Origin of the sequence: Neobacillus sp. 204, assembly GCF_046562815.1 — a bacterium.
GTDB lineage: Bacteria > Bacillota > Bacilli > Bacillales > Cytobacillaceae > Neobacillus.
Genome location: NZ_JBJORY010000020.1, coordinates 53,323 through 71,107 on the forward strand (window position 1 = coordinate 53,323; position 17,785 = coordinate 71,107).

Below are 17,785 nucleotides of genomic sequence, written 5' to 3' on the forward strand. Positions count from 1 at the left end.
AAAGAATAGCAAAAGAAAAAGGCATTGTCACAAGCATATTCCTAGAAAGGGAATTGCTTGGATAATGCCTTCATTGTATCCTACCACTTCACTACTTTTTTTTCCTAAATTTTCAATTCTACCTGATGGTCGAGTCCGTCATCTTGTAATTCCACAAATGGTCCTGCAGCTTTTTCCTTTTCAGGAATCGGAATTTGCACACCGTCAACAGTCAACTCGCTTTCACTGCCACCAGACCCATTCTTAACGTTAATGTGGTAAGGGGTCTTCCCAAATCGGTACGTAGCCGAGAATCCCGGCCACTCACTAGGAATACGCGGATCAAGATAAAGACGAGTTTCTCGTCGCCGAATCCCTAGGATCCACTCGATACCGGCCTGATAAAACCACCCTGATGCCCCCGTATACCAGGTCCATCCTGAATGTCCCTGATTCGGTTCTGCTGTATATACATCAGCGGCAATTGCATATGGTTCACCTGTATATCTTTTTACTTCTTGGTCGGTACGAGTATGCGTCATCGGATTGAGCATTGTAAACATCTCCATTGCCTTATCACCGTTACCAAGCTGACACCAAGCGATGATCCCCCATATAACTCCATGTGTATATTGAGCACCATTCTCCCTGATTCCCGGCGGATAACCTTGTATATATCCAGGGCTTGGTTCGGTCTCATCGAAAGCTGGAGTCAACAGCCGAACAACCGAAAGGTCCCTCTCGACGAGTTCCCGGTCAAACGAGTTCATTGCCTGAACAGCACGATCCATTGGTGCTGCCCCTGAGATTACGGACCATGATTGAGCAATAGCGTCGATCCGGCACTCTTCATTTTGTATGGAGCCAAGCCATTGTCCTGCATCGGTAAAGGCCCGTCGGTACCACTGACCATCCCAGCCCTGCTCGTTGAGAGAGTCTGTTAACTGTTTGCGCATTGTCTGGAATGATTCCACCCGTTCAGAATCCCCTCGCAATCCGCAAAGCTCGGCAAATCGGTTCAACACGTCGCAAATAAACCAGCCGAGCCACACGCTTTCGCCGCGCCCCTTCACACCAACCTGATTCATGCCATCATTCCAATCTCCTACTCCGATTAATGGCAAACCATGCTCGCCAATCCGGCTCAATGCCCGATCGATTGCTCGCAGGCAATGCTCATAAACCGTGCCCGTTTCAGTTGAGCGTACGGTCGGTTCATAGCGTTCGTGTTCACCCTCAGCAAGCTGTTCACTCATTAGGAACGGTGCGACTTCGTCCAAAACCGTTCGATCACCAGTATGCTCGATGTAACGTGAAACCACATACGGCATCCATAATAAATCATCAGAAAACGTCGTCCGGATCCCCCGTTCCGTTTCTTCATGCCACCAGTGCTGCACATCCCCTTCTAAATATTGGTGGGAGGCGTGGAGAATAATTTGTGCTCTTGTTTTTTCTGGCATTGTATGCAGGAGTGCTAGTGAATCCTGCAATTGATCGCGAAAGCCAAATGCTCCTCCCGCTTGATAAAAGGCCGTTCTGGCCCATATTCGACAGGCAAGCGACTGATATAATAACCACCCGTTCAACATAAAATCGGTTTCCTTTGACGGAGTTGACACTTGAATTTGGCCTAAATGATGGTCCCAAAAAGCAGTAATCTCCTCCATCGCTTGATCACAAGCGGAAGGTTGGCTGTATTTCTTAGCTAACTGCAAGGCGCTCTCTTTGGAGTCGTCGCAGCCTAATAAAATATAAACCACCTGTTCTTCATCCGGTTTTAACGCGAGTTTAGTCTGAATCGCACCACAAGATTCGTAATGCGTGCCTGTCCGACACGACAAACCAACACGACCCATTCCTGCTGGATGTTCCATACTTCCATTTCGTCCAATAAATTCGTTACGGTCTGCGGTCCACGTAAGTTCGTTTGAAGGGTCAGGGCCCGAATCAGCACCCCGCTCTGGATACATCCCTAAAAATGCGGTGGCATCACGGAAGGTTTCTTGATAGGTGTTTTTGGCGATCATAACCCGCTCAGACTCATCCCATTCCGTCACAATAAATGGTGCATTCGCCTGTCGCTGAACCCCTAAAACCCATTCGGCATAATAGGTAATAGAAATCTGCCTTTGCTCCGTAGTCTTATTTTGCAGCTTTAACTTGATGATTTTCACAGGATCCTCTAATGGTACATATACCAGCATTTCATGTTTAATGCCGGTTCTTTCGTGATCAAACTTTGTAAATCCTTTGCCATGCGTTATTTTATATGGCTCGTTTGAATGGTCTGCGGATGGTGCAACTGACCAGACCTGACCACTTTCCTCATCTCTTATATAGGCTGTTTCCGTGGGGGGATCAAGGACGGGATCATTGGACCATGGCGTTAGCTTGCATTCACGGCTGTTCTGCCACCACGTATAACCTGATCCCATCTCGGAAATGAGACAGCCAAAACGAGGATTGGACAGGACATTAATCCACGGTGCCGGCAAGTGATTTCCATTTTTGATCATGAGCCGGTACTCTTTTCCATCGGGGGAAAACCCGCCCCAACCGTTGAAAAATAACCAATCTTTTGTTTCCTCTTGGATGGCTTGCCCAGAAAAAACGTACTTATTTTTTGCAGAAGACACCGGATTAAGTTGTGGAGGCAATCCATTCTCGGTTTCAGCTTTAAGCGGTTCATTTTCTGTTTCAACCTTAGGCAATCGCATTTGCGTTTCTATACTAGCTCCGCCTGCACGGAACTCGACACGAGCAACTGCCATTAACAATGCTTTGTCCTCTGCAGCCAATTGATTAGAGGCTATCACATATACACCAGATAATCCTGCCCCAAATCGATCCACTCCATGTTCTGCCGCCTGCTGAAGTGCTTCTTGCAAGAATTGTTGATAGCCTTCCTCCGATTCGTTAAGGAGAACAAGGTCGAATAAAAGACCAAGTCGCCTTATGTATTCATGACCTGTTAACATTTTTACAACGAACGGCATTTGGCTGCGGTCTTCGATTCGAACAAGGACGATTGGTCGATCCCCAGATACTCCAAAACTCCATAGTCCAGATTGACCTTTTGTATTGATTGAAATATTTTCTCCTCGGCCCTCCTTGAGCGGAGGAGTATATAAAATATGACCTGCCAGCCTTTGGAAATCAGTTGCCTCTCGATTCGTTAATTGCAGATTACGAATTTCAATCTGTCCTCGGTTCCACGATAATTGAAACGCCCGTTCCACTGCTTGATTAGGAGCAAACTTACGGACAATTTCGATTGCATCTTCCTTTGTCTCACTAACCGAAGTAACGGCAACTAATCGAATTTCCTTGCCAGGTTCAATGCAGATCCGCCGTCTCATCACAAAGGCGGGATCGGCCACCGAACCAACCTTACCACGAAGGCGAGACCGGATTCCTTGGGGATTGGATAGTCGATAGCCCCGGCCAATAAAGCTAGCGCGGTCGGTTTCAAATTCAACCGAGCCAAGCGTATTCCCCTCCACCATGAGTGAATGTGCTGACCAAAGTGTCTGGTCCTTCGCTTCCCGAGGTCTTCGGCCAGCGATAAGGCAGCCTGATCCAGCATCGAAAGCCGTCCGAATAAACAGCTTGCTAAAGGCAGTATGGGCAGCATCTGCGATGGGATTGGACAAAGCAAGCTCAACAAAAGTAGTAACCTCCAAAACTTTTGCTTCCTCACCGTAATTGGTTAACGTTATTCTACGCAGCTCTGCATTCCATTCCGATGAAACGCAAATTTCCATACTTGTCTTAACCTCTCCATCCTCCCGCATATACGTGGCACGATCTAATTCAAATTGTACGCGTTGTTCCGAAGAATTCACTCGGCATGGTTGGTACGACGGCGACCATAGTTTATCTTGGGAGATATCCCTTATATACACATAGCTCCCCCATGGATCCATTACCGGGTCCTCGCGCCATCTAGAGAGCAATAAACCTTTGTACTGGCTAAAACCACTGCCAGTATTTGTTACCACTGTTGTGAACGAACCATTTGAAAGAACGCTGACCTCGGGAACCCTTGTGTCAGGTGAAATATATTCTCTTACAGTTGGATCATCCTGAGCGGTTTTTGTATAAGGCTTGTGCACACGTCCTAAAGCTGGATGCTTAATATACTTCGGCGTTTTAGGAATCCGTTCTTGTAAGAGCAATTCTGCTGAACGTATTTGTTTGTTCCGATGGAATCTCTCTACCATTGTTTTTGGCAGTAATAGGTTCGCCAGGGTTAGGAAGCTCATCCCTTGATGATGGGCCATAAAACTTTGAATCACCTGATGTTGCTTACCATTAGGCAGCCGTTCTTGTGTAAAATCCATTGCTTCATAAAAGCCATATTTTCCTCGACCATTTAACTGCTCCATTTTTTTCAAAGCATCCAAAGCCTGATCCTTTGCAAATGGCAGAGCCATAATCGTGGCGTACGGTGCGATCACCAAATCTTGTTCAAGTCCCCGTTTAAATCCAAGACCCGGAACACCGAAGGCCCGATACTGGTAATTCATTTGATAATCAAACGCATAATAGCCTGACTCAGAGATCCCGAATGGCACTCCTCGCTGCTGTGCGTATTGAATTTGGCGGTCCACAACTGTAGCATACGTCTTTTCCCACAAGGTATTTCGATAGGTCCTCATTAACAGCCATGGCATTAAAAATTCAAACATGGTTCCAGACCAGGACAATAGGACGGGCTGTTTCCCCACTCTAGTCATCGTTCTTCCAAGTACATGCCAATGGGACACAGACACTTGACCAAGTGCAATCGCGACAAAGCTAGCAATTCTTGCCTCAGACGCCATTAAATCATATAGCACCTCATCCTGTGTATTTCGATCAGCATGGTATCCTAAAGAAAATAGGTTAGCTCTATGATCAAATAGCGGCTGGAAATTAGTTTCCTCAATTAATTTTTCGATCCGTTCAAGCAACTTTTGACCCCTATCGCGCCAAATATTATTTGCCTTCTTCCCACTTCGTTGTCTCGAGACATCCGGTGCGATTTCTTCGGAAAAAGCAGTTTTCAGCTTTTCATCGTTATGAAAGTGGTAAATCGGAGTTTCCTTTTTATCAAAAGATTCTAGCCACTCGGCTAAGCCTTCTTTTACCGTAATCAGACAGCCGACTAAATTTCCTGAATCAACGGTTGATATATACTTTGGCGATAACGGGTTCAGTGTCTCCGTATCATACCAATTGTATAAATGCCCTTCCCACTTTTCTATCCGCTCAAGTGTCTCCAATGTGCGCTCTAACCTCAAAATTAATCCAGGGGTATCAATAAACGCAAAATCCCTCGCCGCTAAAGCACAGGTAAGATACATCCCGATATTGGTAGGAGAGGTTCGATGCGCTACCCCATTCGATGGTTCTATTTGCACATTGTCAGGCGGCAGCCAGTTCTCCTTTTCGGTAACAAAATCTTCATAAAAAGACCATATTTGCTGAGCCAGGTTCGTTAATTCTTCGAGCTCCTCTTCCGAAAAAGCCATACGTTCCTGTGGAGACGGCTGATCGAGCCACCTTATGACAAGTGGAGCACATACCCACATCACAGTTAATGTAAGCCCAATGATTTGCACCACTATATTGTCATTAAATAAGGTTGCCGCCAAGAACAATAGACAAAGAACATAACCTCCTAACATGCATTGGAGCAAAGGAGTCCCCTTCCGTTCACTATTGCGATTCACTTCATCTGATGAGACCCATTCGAGCAAGTGTTTTTTTGAAAACAATAAACGGTACAACGATCTCACAATAGCATCGAGCAAAAGGACCATTTGAAACGGCAAAGTAACAATCCCTAACAAGATTTGAGCCGCCGTGTTTAAAATACTGCGCAGATTCATTAAGCCGGTCTGAACAGTAACAAGCTGGCGAAGAACCGGCAAGAACCATGTTGTAGCCACTAAAGCGATCCAGCGTAATGGTGAACCCGGAAGGATCGTAACTGCTAAAAGAAGGGTGACAAATAGTGACGTAGACATTAGACTCCGCCGTATATTATCAATGATCTGCCACTTAGTCAGTACAGACAAATCAACTGTCAGCTGTTCACCTCTTCGGTTCTTCACTCTTGGCAGCAACCATAGTAATAGCTGCCAATCTCCTCTTACCCAGCGATGTAGCCGCTTTTGAAAAACGATAAACTTTGCCGGATAATGATCAATTAATTCAATATCGGAAAGTAGGCCTGCGCGCAGGAAACTGCCTTCAAGTAAATCATGACTCAACACCCGGTTATCCGGAATCCGTTCACATAGCACTTGATAAAACGTATCCACATCAAATATTCCTTTTCCAGTAAAAATCCCCTGACCTAGTGCATCTTGATACGGATCAGAAACGGCAAACGCATAGGGATCAAACCCTGGATTGGCTGAAAATAGACTGGCAAAACGTGATTTCATTGAGGCCTCATGACTCATACTGAGTCTTGGTTGAAGCACCCCGTAGCCCTCGATCACTCTCGTCTTTGTATCATTTAGGATCGGCTGATTATAGGGAAGATGCAGCGTCCCAACCATTCGCTGGGCGCTTTCCAGTGGAAGCTGCGTATCTGAATCGAGAGTAATGATATAATGCACATCTTGAAGGATAGTCAAATCAGCTTTTATTAAAGCAAAGCTGGTATCCTTTCTCCCTTTTAGCAGCTCGACAAATTCGACTAGCTTTCCTCGCTTTCTCTCCCATCCCATCCATACACCTTCAGACGGGTTCCATTGTCGCTTACGCTGAAAGAGATGAAAGTTTGTGTTGGAATAGGTAGTTCTCAATCGTTCAATTTCTTGTTTGGCCGCTGCTAAAATGACTTCATCCTGTTCGAGAGACTCTGTCTCCGCATCCTTAAAGTCGCCCAATAACGCAAAATGGAGATTGGAATCCCGATTCGCCAAATAATGCAATTCAAGCCGGTCCGTCAACTCCTTTACCTCTGATATTGATGACCAGATGACTGGAATCACCACCATCGTTTTCGCATCAGCGGAAATTCCTTTTGAAAAATCAAATCTCAATAATGGGACTGGACCTTTGACTCGTTCAATGAACCAATGAGCTAAAGTAACCGCCCATTCTGTCGCTGGGAACAAGAGAGTTCCTAGAATAGCAAGCCATTGAAGCGGTGTAAAAAACTCATCCCAACCTATCCAGATTGAAAAGCCTATTAAGAAAACAACGAAGTATACTGCTAACATATTAAAATACGTCCCCGTGGCTCTGCGCATTAATCCTGTTTCAGGGAGAGCTCGTGGCTTACCGCACATCTTTAATGCTTGTCTCAATTGCATCATGCCATTGGGATCTAATAAGTAATAGGCAACAAATAATTGACGATTTTTATCCTTTGTCTTTCTCTCGTTAGGTTCCTTTCCATATGTATCTGCTCGTTCCTCGCTATTTTCCTGTTCTTGCGGTGCTTCACCTGATAGTTTCTCTCCATATTTATCTGCGAGCTCCACTGCCTGTGCTGCCACAAGATTTTCAGGCAGATTTAAACGTCTCGAAAGCCGCTCGACCCTCTTTCGAAGAGTATCACGACTAGAGAAATCCAATTGCGCATAAATGCCGGTCCTCTCTTTCCTTAGTGATTGCTCAACTATGCTAATTTGCTCAAAGGTTTCCTTCCAGTCCCAGCGAGAAAGCTTACGCAAGCTTGTGATCAGGTTACCTGTTGTCACTTGAAAGGCTGCCTGGAGCTGATATTCATATGACAATATGTGATCAAGGCTCTCTGGTCCATTCTCCAGTTTGCAAATGAGCCATTCACCGACTGTTGCTGTATAATCAGCTCGTTCACGCAGATGTTTTACCAAATGGACAATCATCGGTCCAGAAAGAGGCATTTCTTGTCCAGCTTCCTCTAATACTTGCTTCAGTTTTTCTGGAGTGATTTCCGTGGTCTTGATATCGGAAAGTAACTTTTCAACCAACACACAAACATCGCGTCTTTCCTTAACTGTATCCATGATTTCGGCCAACCGACGAATCAAAGCCACCCTCATAATAAGCGGCACAGCCCAAACTTCACCCATGGTCAGTACGGAAACTTCCTGATATGACTGGAGATAGGAAATATATGAATCCATATCCAAAAGCCCGTCGTTAAATTTTAGATAGTCTGTACAAATAGAATAAACTCTGGAATCCCCCGTTTTTTTTAGATGAGGTAAAGAGTTAACAAACTTTTTCGTTAACTCTTGGTTTACTACAAGCACCTGCTCTTCCAAAAATTCCGCGTTATCTAGTAACCATTCTTCGGCTGGCTGTGAACAGGATGAACGATTATCTCTTAAGTCGTTAACAAAGACGCGCAATTTCTCAAAGTCCGACTCATTTGACCGTAAAAAGCGTGTTGATTTCTTTCGACTTATGTAAGGATCGTGGGTTAATGCTGTTTTATGCGCTTCTTCTCTTAGCTGCTCTTTATTAAAAATCAAATTTTTCCCCCCAAAAAGCATTTTTCACCAAGGTCTTATACTGATAAAAATTGCCCATTCTGGCTGGAAAATATGCAAAATAGTTCCATGGGGAATGTCAAGTTAACGCCAAAATATATTTTATAATTAAAAAAAGCTCTAGAACTCTATTGGAAGAGTTCAGAGCTTGTTTCCTTATGCTTAGGCTGTATTGAACTTGGATGTTGATTGAAGCTACATCCTCGCGATATATTTGACCCTTCACAATGTCTTGTTCCAATTTGAAATGACGATCGGACTTTTTTTCTATTCAAGCAGAGTAAATTTCAAATTTATGAGCATCTTAAGTGAGTCGAGTAGACAAAAATATTCACAAACTACTTCAATGAAAAGAGGGTTTAAAAAATGACAGTAGGAAAAGATGTTCAAACCGTTTTAGCAAATTTAAAAGGTGCACAAGCAAGCTTTGAAACTTTTGCTTTAGCAACCGATAACCAGAATGCAAAACAGCTTTATCAACAAGCCGCACAACAAACAAAATCCGTGCTTGAAAGCCTTGAACCACGTCTTCAAGAAATTCAAGCGGAAGAACCTCAGTACAATCAGCAATAAAGTGAAAGCGCCCTTATCAAATATGATAAGATATCCCAGATACATTTTATGGCGGTCGGAATATGATGTTATATAAAAAATTCTTGTCCGTTTTCCTTAACCATCCTTTCTAGGATGGTTTTGTTTTTAAGAACACCATTTATTCTGTTTCTTCACTTAAACCTTCACATTTTGTTCTAAATGAAAATAATGTCTTTAATTCATGAGAAAAAATTTTTTATTAAAGTAAAATTCTTATGTAATTCACTTTCATTGATCGATATCCTATTAGATAAATCTGTCGTTCTCAATACAAACTCTTTAACCCCTATAAATTCTGATTCGGCAATCATGTAAAACTGTGTTCCTTTTTTATATCCATTAAAATGCTTTTTTAGTGTATATAACTTCATTGAAGAACCTCTAGTGATGAATTATTATTGATTTTTGTTTGTACTATATTTATAAGTGGAATTATACCATGTGGTAAAATAGGAATAAAACCTGTTAACGGAGGATTCTATGATTTGGTTTTTGCTGCTTGTCGTTCTGTTTGCTTTTTTGATGGGATTTTTCCAGGTTCCCATCTGGCTCATGTATGGAATATTGGTTGTCGTGCTTGTTTTTTTAATGTTTCGAAACCCGCTTTTATTTGGAAAAGATGCCGAAAAGATAATGGCGTACTTAAAAAAATCCAAATCGCCCTATTTGCAATTCCTTTACCATTTTCTTCACAAGGACCTATCGGCAGCGGAACAAGCGATGGAGAAAATCCGTTCCAAAAAATCAAAAAGAAATGCCGAATTGATGCTCTTAATGGAGCGGAAACAATACGGAAAAGCAAAAGAGCTTCTTACGCAAATGGGTAGACATAAGGCAAAGTGGTACGCTTTGTCGGATATCGCCATAAATGAAGGCGACGTGGAAGCATTCAAACAATATAAAGAGAAGATAACAGACACCTTTTTTTTAAACATGTTGGAAATCGATCAAGCTGTTTATGATGGGAAAAAGGAAAATGCGGTTGGGCTACTCGATAACATAATTCCTAAGCTTAGAGGTTATAAATTACTAACAGCCGTCCAGTATCGAAAGCAAATACTTGAAGGAAGAGTCTGACCGAATTTACTTATAAAAGTAAAGCCCAGCTGCGATGAATTCTTTAGAGAAACCCCATATAAGGATATTCCTTATATGGAAAGTTGTTTTGTAGGACTATACATATAATTTCTTAGTAAAATAGTTACCAAGCTTAGGATCAATGATAGGATTCCCACTAATACGACGTATTGTGTACCCATTTCTGATATAAATAACCCGCCTGCAGCTGCACCAATTGTTGTTCCTACGTTACAGGATGAGATAAATAAGCCATTGGCGAAATCAGGCGCTTCGGGAGCTGAAGACGCAAGCCAATATTGATTGATATTACCCCCTACTCCACCTAATATCCCCCAAATTAAAGTAATGAACGCCATAGGTAAGGTAAACTGTCCAAATAAGAATAATAGGATGTAAACGATCCCTAATACAAAAGGAAAAGATGCGACAAATTTCTTCGCATTTTTAGTGAGTAATTTCCCTCCTACAATATTTCCAATAATATTGGCTCCGCCGTATACGAATAATATTAAACTAATAGTATTCGAAGGCATATTCGTAACAGTTTTCAGATAATCAGCAAGATAACTATAAACCCCAAATATGGATGAGTTTAATAAAATGACAGTCACGATGGAAAGCCATGTAATAGATTTTTTTAATACGGAAAATTGTGTCCCATAAGAAAGTCCTTCTTCAACTGGCATAGATGGTACAAAAATCAATGTTGCAATGAATACTATGACATTTACAAAAGCAAAAAATGCCATAGCCATTTCAAACGAAACGGCACTAGAGATAAAACTTGCGATGGGTACTCCGACTACCATACCGGCAGATACTCCTATGAATACCTTAGAAACAGCCTTTGGAGCCTCTTCTTTACTTACTGATGCAGCAGCTACTGTAAATGCCAAAGAACAATAAATAGGATGAAAAAAGGCTGGAATTAAACGAGCAATTAATAGAATGGTAAAGTTAGATGTAAATATGGATACGATATTCCCCAAAACGAAAACACCTAGTACAAGTAACATAACCTTCTTCCGATTTATCCCTGAGAACAATAACGGCATCGTTGGACCGGATACTGCAACAACAAGGGCAAAAAAACTTACCAACCATCCTGCTTTTGATACACTGACATGAAAGTGGTCAGCAATTGCAGGTAATATCCCAATAACCCCCATTTCGGTATTTAAGATGCCGAAGACTCCGATCGTTAATATAAAAATCAACAAATTATTTCGTTTAGTCAAAAAAACAACTCCTATCTTTAATAAAATGCTCCCATTTTTGGGGAGCATTTTATTTTAAAGGGTCTTCTCAAAGAATTTAGTTTATTTACGTCTGACAGCTTATGCATCCTCGTAATCGAGGGAGGTTGAAAGGTCACGATAGGCATTGATTTGTTGCTGAAGTTCAGCTACTTTCCGCTCCGCTCCAGCGATAGCATCTGCACCAGCAATCCAGCGAGTAGGTGGTTCCTCCTGACTTGCGATGGTGATTAGAGCCTTTGCAAGCTTGACTGGATCGCCTTCCTGTTTTCCATTTTTTTCTTTCCAAAAAGCCTGGTATTGTGCATTACGCTCCGCGTAGTCATCGATACTTGGCTCAGCAAGGAATGTTGATTCTGGCTCTAAAAGTTCGGTACGGAAGAATCCTGGTTCTACAATGGTCGTTTTGATGCCGTATGGAGCGACATCCTGATGTAACGACTCCATAAAACCCTCAAGACCGAACTTCGAAGTACAGTAAGCGGCATTGTATTCAAATCCAGCTAACCCCGCTAGAGAAGAAATTGAAATAATATGTCCGGAACGAGCCTTACGCATCACAGGCAATACGGCGCGGGTGACATTCATCGGACCATAGAGATTGGTATTGATTTGTCGTTCAATCTGCTGTGAGGTCAGCTCCTCAAAGAATCCACCATAGAAGTTGCCTGCGTTGTTGACCAACACATCAATACGTCCAAATCGGTCAACAGCCGACTTGACGGCAGCCTCAGCATCTGTTGAGTCAGTGACATCCAACTTCACAATTAACAGATTTTCGTCATCGCCAAGAACTTTGGCTACCCTATCAGTACTACGACCAGTGGCGACAACCTGGTAGCCTGTGGCAAGGGCAGCTTTTACGAACTCAATGCCCATTCCACGTCCAGCACCTGTGATAAACCAAACTTTCTTAATATTAGTCATATTTATTTCCTCCCAGATTGTTTTTGATTTTATTTTTTTAGAAGACCTATTAATCCACTTGTAGTGTCGGACGGATGATAATTGGATGCACCCATAATTACAACAACTTTATCTTTAATAGTAGACACACTAAACACCATCCTTTCTACTGTTGTTATTACTTTTATTCTAGCTATGTCCGCATGATATAGCCAATACCTATTTCTTATATCAAGATATGCTTGATGAGCATATCTGAAACATATATACTAAACCATTATAAAGGAGGAGTGTTATATGGAATTTAGAGTTTTGCGCTATTTTCTTACTGTTGCAAGAGAAGGAAGCATGACGGCTGCTGCTGAATTTTTGCATGTTACACAGCCAACCTTGTCAAGACAATTAAAAGACCTTGAACAAGAGTTAGGAAAAAAATTATTTATTCGGAGTAGTCACAGAATTTTTCTTACAGATGAAGGAATGCTTCTGCGAAAAAGAGCAGAAGAAATCATAGATATGGTCAATAAATTAGAGACAGAGTTTAGTTCCATGGAAGAAACAATAAGTGGTGATGTCTTCCTAGGTGGTGGGGAAACAGATGCTATGCGACAGATTGCACGGGTAGTAAAAGATTTACAGTTAAGTTACCCCAATATCCGGTATCACCTTTACAGCGGAAACGAAGACGATGTGACCGAAAGGCTTGATAAGGGATTGCTTGACTTTGGTATTTTAATTCAACCAGCTGATTTATCAAAATACAATTATATCAATATTCCAGCCAAAGATGTTTGGGGCGTGGTAATGAGGAAAGACAGTCCTCTTGCTTTCAAAGATACCATTAAAGCAGTGGATTTATTAAATGTACCGCTAATCTGTTCACGACAGGCTATGAAACAGACATTTTCTAAAAATGAATTTGCGGATTGGTTTGGCGAAGATTTTGGTAAATTAAACGTCGTTACTACATACAATCTTGCCTATAATGCTGCCATTATGGTTGAAGAAGGCATTGGATATGCACTAACCCTTGATAAAATAGTGAATACATCTAGTGACAGTAACCTTTGTTTTAGACCGTTAGAGCCAAGGCTAGAATCTGGCTTAAATATTGTTTGGAAAAAGCATCAGGTTTTTTCCGCAGCTGCTGATAAGTTTTTAAAAGAAATTCAGGAGAAATTTTCATCTTTAAATTGACAAAGCCTCACCTTCTGTTGGGTCAGTATGATCAATTTCCAAAAATTAAGAGAGAAGCATGATACTGTGGCTTGGCTGAATAGCTTTTGTGCTAAATTTACTTTGGACTTAATTCCACTTTGAAGCAACATATATAAGGATGTCCAAAAAGCTAGGCTTTTTGGACATCCTCGAATTTACCATTAGAATTTATATCACATTGTGCTAATGTCAATCACAAAACGATACTTCACATCTGAAGCTAACACCCGTTCGTAAGCTTCGTCAATTTGGTCAGCAGAAATTACTTCAATCTTAGGAACAATGTTATGTTTTGCACAGAACTCTAACATCTCCTGAGTTTCACGGATGCCTCCAATCATTGAACCTGCAAATGAACGGCGATGACCAATCAGTGAGAATACGTTAACTGACAACGGCTCCGCTGGCGCACCGACATTGACCAGTGTACCATCCAGCGCCAGCAACGAAAGGTATGCACTAATATCGATCTTAGCGCTTACTGTATTTACGATGAGGTCAAACGAACCCGCCAGTTTCTTAAACGTCTCTGAATCGTTCGTAGCATAGTAGTTGTCAGCGCCGAATTCCAAGCCATCGTCTTTTTTCTTCAATGTTTGGGACAGAACGGTTACTTCTGCACCCATGGCGTGTGCAATCTTGACAGCCATATGACCAAGACCGCCCATACCAACCACAGCTACCTTCTTACCTGGTCCAGCTCCCCAATGGTTTAATGGAGAATATGTCGTAATGCCTGCACAAAGTAATGGTGCTGCAACGTCAAGCCCAATATTATCTGGTATTCTAACTACAAAGTCCTCAGTTACGACAATATGGGTAGAATAGCCACCTTGAGTTGGCTCACCGTATTTGTCAACACCTGCGTAGGTAGGGACATTTCCTTTTAGACAATATTGCTCTTCTCCTTTACGGCAGTTCTCACATTCACCACAGGAGTCAACCATACAACCGACCCCAACTCGGTCACCGACTTTATACTTTGTTACCTCGGCTCCAACATCTGTGATAATTCCCGCAATCTCGTGTCCAGGTACAAGAGGATAATTCACGGGACCCCATTCGCCGTGAGCAGTATGGATGTCAGAATGGCATATGCCTGCATATTTAATTTCAATCAGAACATCATGTAAATCAAGGTCACGTCTTTTAATTTCAGCAACTCGAAACGGTTTGTCTGGACCGTCGACTGCTCGCGCTTTAGCTGTTATCATTTGTTTAAACCTCCGTATAATTTGAGTTTTCAAGAGAATTGATTTGTACCGGGTATAGATACTTAACTTCCCTTTCCCTTTTTCTCTTGCAAAACTAGAATAATCCCTATAGTTAACTCTAGGTCAAGCAAAAAGTTTATATGCAGAAAATATTTCAATACATAAAATGATATAGTTATGCTTTGACATATAGCATAGAGCATGATAAACTCTTCCCAAAACATAGAGTTAACTCGAAGTCTATACCAAAAGAAAAGGAGATAAATGACGTTGACATATTCTATAAGCGAAGTTGCAAAAGAATTAAATCTCACAGTATATGCCTTACGTTACTACGATAAGGAGGGACTAATCCCTTTTGTAGAACGGACCCCTAGTGGAACCCGATTATTTAAAGAATCCGATATTGAAGCATTAAAAATTATTCAATGTCTAAAATCTACCGGGATGCCTATTAAGGAAATTAAAGGTTTCATTGCATGGTGTTCTGAGGGCGATTCCACCTTGCAGCAAAGATATGACTTGTTCTTGGAGCGAAAAGCTGCTGTAGAAGCACAGTTGGAAGAACTGAATAAGACAATGGAACTCATAAATCATAAATGTAACTATTATATGACTGCATTGGATGCAGGAACGGAAGATATTCACAAAAAAGATAAAATAGGGAATTTTTAATTAACAGAAAGCCACCTTCCTTCATATCACTGTAGGTTTGAAGGATAGATGGCTCTATTTATATATTTAACTTTTGCACCCGATATTGGAAGAAGGAAAAATTAAAATATGTTCCTAATATCTTCCCAACCATACACAAGTTCGGAAAGTTGTTTCCCTGCAATCTCAACTTCAACAGTATCTATTTTTTTACCACCAAGTGCTTCATAAAATAGACGAGAAATATTATCTTTCAAGACTAGAACAAGCATTGAGTTTAATCCCATTTCTTTAATTTCATCAATTATTGGTTTAACAAGTGCTTTTCCAATACCTTTGCTCTGATACTCTGCTAAAATATATATTGCATATAACTCCCCTTCGAACCCATTATAATTCCCACTTCTTTCTATTCCTCCAGAAGAAAAACCAACAATTTCTCCTTTCTCGTTTTCTGCAACATATACTCCGCCATTAGGAATGTTGTTGTTCCATAACTGTTCTCTACTTTCATATGTTAGATTATTTAAAAATTCGTCTGAAACTAAATTCTTATATGTAGTTTTCCAACAATCCACGTGTACCTTAGCTATTCCTTTTGCATCAGATATAACTGCTTTTCTAATATACACATTCCCATTGTTCATTCATTCCTCACCCCTTCCTTGTAGTAAATTTTACTATAGCTTAATAGAACATTTTTACCGCGTAAACAATGGAATAGAATGTCAGGAAACATAGGTGAAAAAAACTCCAATAATGTGTTAAATATACCTGAGGGAAATGTAAGAGGTAAGACACTAAGTTTGGATTTTTTGTAAATTAACCCCTTCGATAAAGTGAAGATCTTTAAGATATTTTTTCTGCTAATCTGTTCTTGCTAACCCGTTCCAAATATAGATAAAAACCATATCAATCAGAGATATTCCTACAATAGAGCCAAAATAAATCATAACTCCTATTCCTTGACTGATACCATCCGTTTCTGTTAGGAACCACCAAATACTTCCTAACCCCAAGATAACAATATTCATTAATAATGCTTTTATTATTGCTAACACTGGTTTTTTGTTGTTTTTTAAATCATTTCGACCAAATTTAAGAGAACTTAATAAAGAAAAAACGATTAGACCAAAGAAAATAATTAACTTCATATAAGTCCACCTCTAATTTATAATATTTTCCAGTCGAACAGTTAGTTTTTTTGCATAAGTAGAAAAAGCCCTCCAAGCACCCAATGCAAAGTGTATTATCCGATGATAATTCAGAACCTATAACCTTATCAAATTGGGATTTTCAATTCGACCTCCATATACTTTTAGTGTAATATTACACTAAAATTGTAAAAAATCCAATATTTGGTTAGTTATTTCTTTTAATAATGCACCTGTTAGCCATCCACGCAGCCTAAGTCAGTGCATCAAGCTAATCCATAGACTTATTAATTAACACTCTCCTCTTTAAAGATTGAGCAGCGGCTTTTTAAGTATTGTCATTTTTCTTTTCTTGAAGAAACTTATTTTCATTCTTGTTGAACAAAGAGAATGTCGTACAATTCCAATGCTTTGCATCCCTTTTTCTTGTACCTTTCCAGCCCTTTTTCTGTAACTCTTTAGCAATTAACATATTAAAAAAACCGTGTCCAACTAATACTACCGATTTATATTTATTAGCGTAATCAATTAGCTGTTGTGCTGCCTTATTTGCCCTAAATCTTGCTTGATTCAAAGACTGTAAAGAAAAATACTAAAAACAGTCCTATTCTATTATTGATAAGGGTACTTTTTGGATATTATACTGGAGGTGAATTACGATTTAAGAATGAAGGGAGATTTACTATGGAGGTAACATTTACAGTAAGCAAATGGGATGAAAAGCCAGTAGATGACACTAGAAATGCATTCCCTATTAATATTGCCCACGTCGAATATGATATTGAGGGTGAATTAACAGGAAAAGCTTTTGTTGAATATTTATTATTTTATATAAACTCTACTATGGATGATGGTCACTTGGCCACTTCTAAAATTTCCGGATTTCTACATTTCGAAGGAACCTATAAGGGAAAAAAGGGGACATTTACTGCAATAGAGCAAGGAATATTTGATAAAGGAAATCTAGATTCTCCAGCAACAATTATCAAAGCTACCGGTGACTTAGAAAGCTTGAAAGGTTCTTACAACTATAAGTTTACAGGTGAAACCAGTAAGATAATTCTAGACTTTAAATTATAACAAAACAGTAAAAAAGGGCATCTCTGTACTACCAGGAATGTCCTTTTCGTTGAAATATCTTCTTCATACGAATAGGTAAGGGGTTGAAGTTATCGCTCCCTTTTCCCCTCGTCCACACCAGTACGTGCGACTTTCACCGCATACGGCGTTCCAACTAATCCAAT

12 protein-coding genes are annotated in these 17,785 nt (G+C 40.7%); 5 read left to right on the forward strand and 7 right to left on the reverse strand.

Annotation, left to right across the window (positions count from 1 at the left end; genetic code table 11):
- Window positions 1–104 precede the first annotated feature (104 nt).
- Window positions 105–8,447: a glycoside hydrolase family 94 protein gene (locus ACJ004_RS27025; protein WP_410896183.1), complete on the reverse strand. Its 8,343-nt coding sequence runs from the start codon at window positions 8,445–8,447 to the stop codon at window positions 105–107.
- Between the two features lie 384 nt (window positions 8,448–8,831).
- On the opposite strand from ACJ004_RS27025, the gene ACJ004_RS27030 reads away from it, so the two are divergent.
- Both ACJ004_RS27030 and ACJ004_RS27035 read left to right on the forward strand, forming a co-directional pair.
- Window positions 8,832–9,038 (forward strand): DUF1657 domain-containing protein, encoded by a 207-nt coding sequence (locus tag ACJ004_RS27030; protein WP_410896184.1) that lies wholly within the window; start codon window positions 8,832–8,834, stop codon window positions 9,036–9,038.
- 501 nt (window positions 9,039–9,539) lie between these two features.
- Window positions 9,540–10,136, forward strand: a complete 597-nt coding sequence (locus ACJ004_RS27035; protein WP_410896185.1) for a hypothetical protein — start codon at window positions 9,540–9,542, stop codon at window positions 10,134–10,136.
- A gap of 71 nt (window positions 10,137–10,207) precedes the next feature.
- Here ACJ004_RS27035 and ACJ004_RS27040 read toward each other — a convergent pair whose 3' ends face one another.
- Both ACJ004_RS27040 and ACJ004_RS27045 read right to left on the reverse strand, forming a co-directional pair.
- Window positions 10,208–11,377 carry an MFS transporter gene (locus ACJ004_RS27040; protein ID WP_410896186.1) on the reverse strand — a complete coding sequence of 390 codons (1,170 nt, stop codon included), beginning with the start codon at window positions 11,375–11,377 and terminating at the stop codon, window positions 10,208–10,210.
- A gap of 99 nt (window positions 11,378–11,476) precedes the next feature.
- On the reverse strand, window positions 11,477–12,322 hold the full coding sequence (locus tag ACJ004_RS27045) for an SDR family NAD(P)-dependent oxidoreductase (RefSeq protein ID WP_410896187.1): 846 nt from the start codon (window positions 12,320–12,322) through the stop codon (window positions 11,477–11,479).
- A gap of 276 nt (window positions 12,323–12,598) precedes the next feature.
- Between ACJ004_RS27045 and ACJ004_RS27050 the strand changes: the two genes are divergently transcribed.
- The gene (locus ACJ004_RS27050; protein ID WP_410896188.1) at window positions 12,599–13,498 is read left to right on the forward strand and encodes a LysR family transcriptional regulator; all 900 of its coding nucleotides are present in this window, start codon (window positions 12,599–12,601) and stop codon (window positions 13,496–13,498) included.
- Window positions 13,499–13,692: 194 nt separating this feature from the next.
- Here ACJ004_RS27050 and ACJ004_RS27055 read toward each other — a convergent pair whose 3' ends face one another.
- A complete protein-coding gene (locus ACJ004_RS27055) occupies window positions 13,693–14,733 on the reverse strand; it encodes an NAD(P)-dependent alcohol dehydrogenase (protein WP_410896189.1) in 1,041 nt (346 codons plus the stop codon).
- A 264-nt stretch (window positions 14,734–14,997) separates the two neighbouring features.
- Between ACJ004_RS27055 and ACJ004_RS27060 the strand changes: the two genes are divergently transcribed.
- On the forward strand, window positions 14,998–15,408 hold the full coding sequence (locus tag ACJ004_RS27060; RefSeq protein ID WP_410896190.1) for a MerR family transcriptional regulator: 411 nt from the start codon (window positions 14,998–15,000) through the stop codon (window positions 15,406–15,408).
- Window positions 15,409–15,509: 101 nt separating this feature from the next.
- Here ACJ004_RS27060 and ACJ004_RS27065 read toward each other — a convergent pair whose 3' ends face one another.
- The 3 genes from ACJ004_RS27065 to ACJ004_RS27075 form a co-directional block, all read right to left on the reverse strand.
- Window positions 15,510–16,034, reverse strand: a complete 525-nt coding sequence (locus ACJ004_RS27065) for a GNAT family N-acetyltransferase (RefSeq protein WP_410896191.1) — start codon at window positions 16,032–16,034, stop codon at window positions 15,510–15,512.
- A gap of 219 nt (window positions 16,035–16,253) precedes the next feature.
- A complete protein-coding gene (locus tag ACJ004_RS27070) occupies window positions 16,254–16,541 on the reverse strand; it encodes a hypothetical protein (protein WP_410896192.1) in 288 nt (95 codons plus the stop codon).
- Between the two features lie 328 nt (window positions 16,542–16,869).
- Entirely contained in the window at window positions 16,870–17,115 is a 246-nt protein-coding gene (locus tag ACJ004_RS27075; protein ID WP_410896193.1) for a hypothetical protein, read from the reverse strand.
- A 110-nt stretch (window positions 17,116–17,225) separates the two neighbouring features.
- On the opposite strand from ACJ004_RS27075, the gene ACJ004_RS27080 reads away from it, so the two are divergent.
- Window positions 17,226–17,621 carry a DUF3224 domain-containing protein gene (locus ACJ004_RS27080; protein ID WP_410896194.1) on the forward strand — a complete coding sequence of 132 codons (396 nt, stop codon included), beginning with the start codon at window positions 17,226–17,228 and terminating at the stop codon, window positions 17,619–17,621.
- Window positions 17,622–17,785 lie beyond the last annotated feature (164 nt).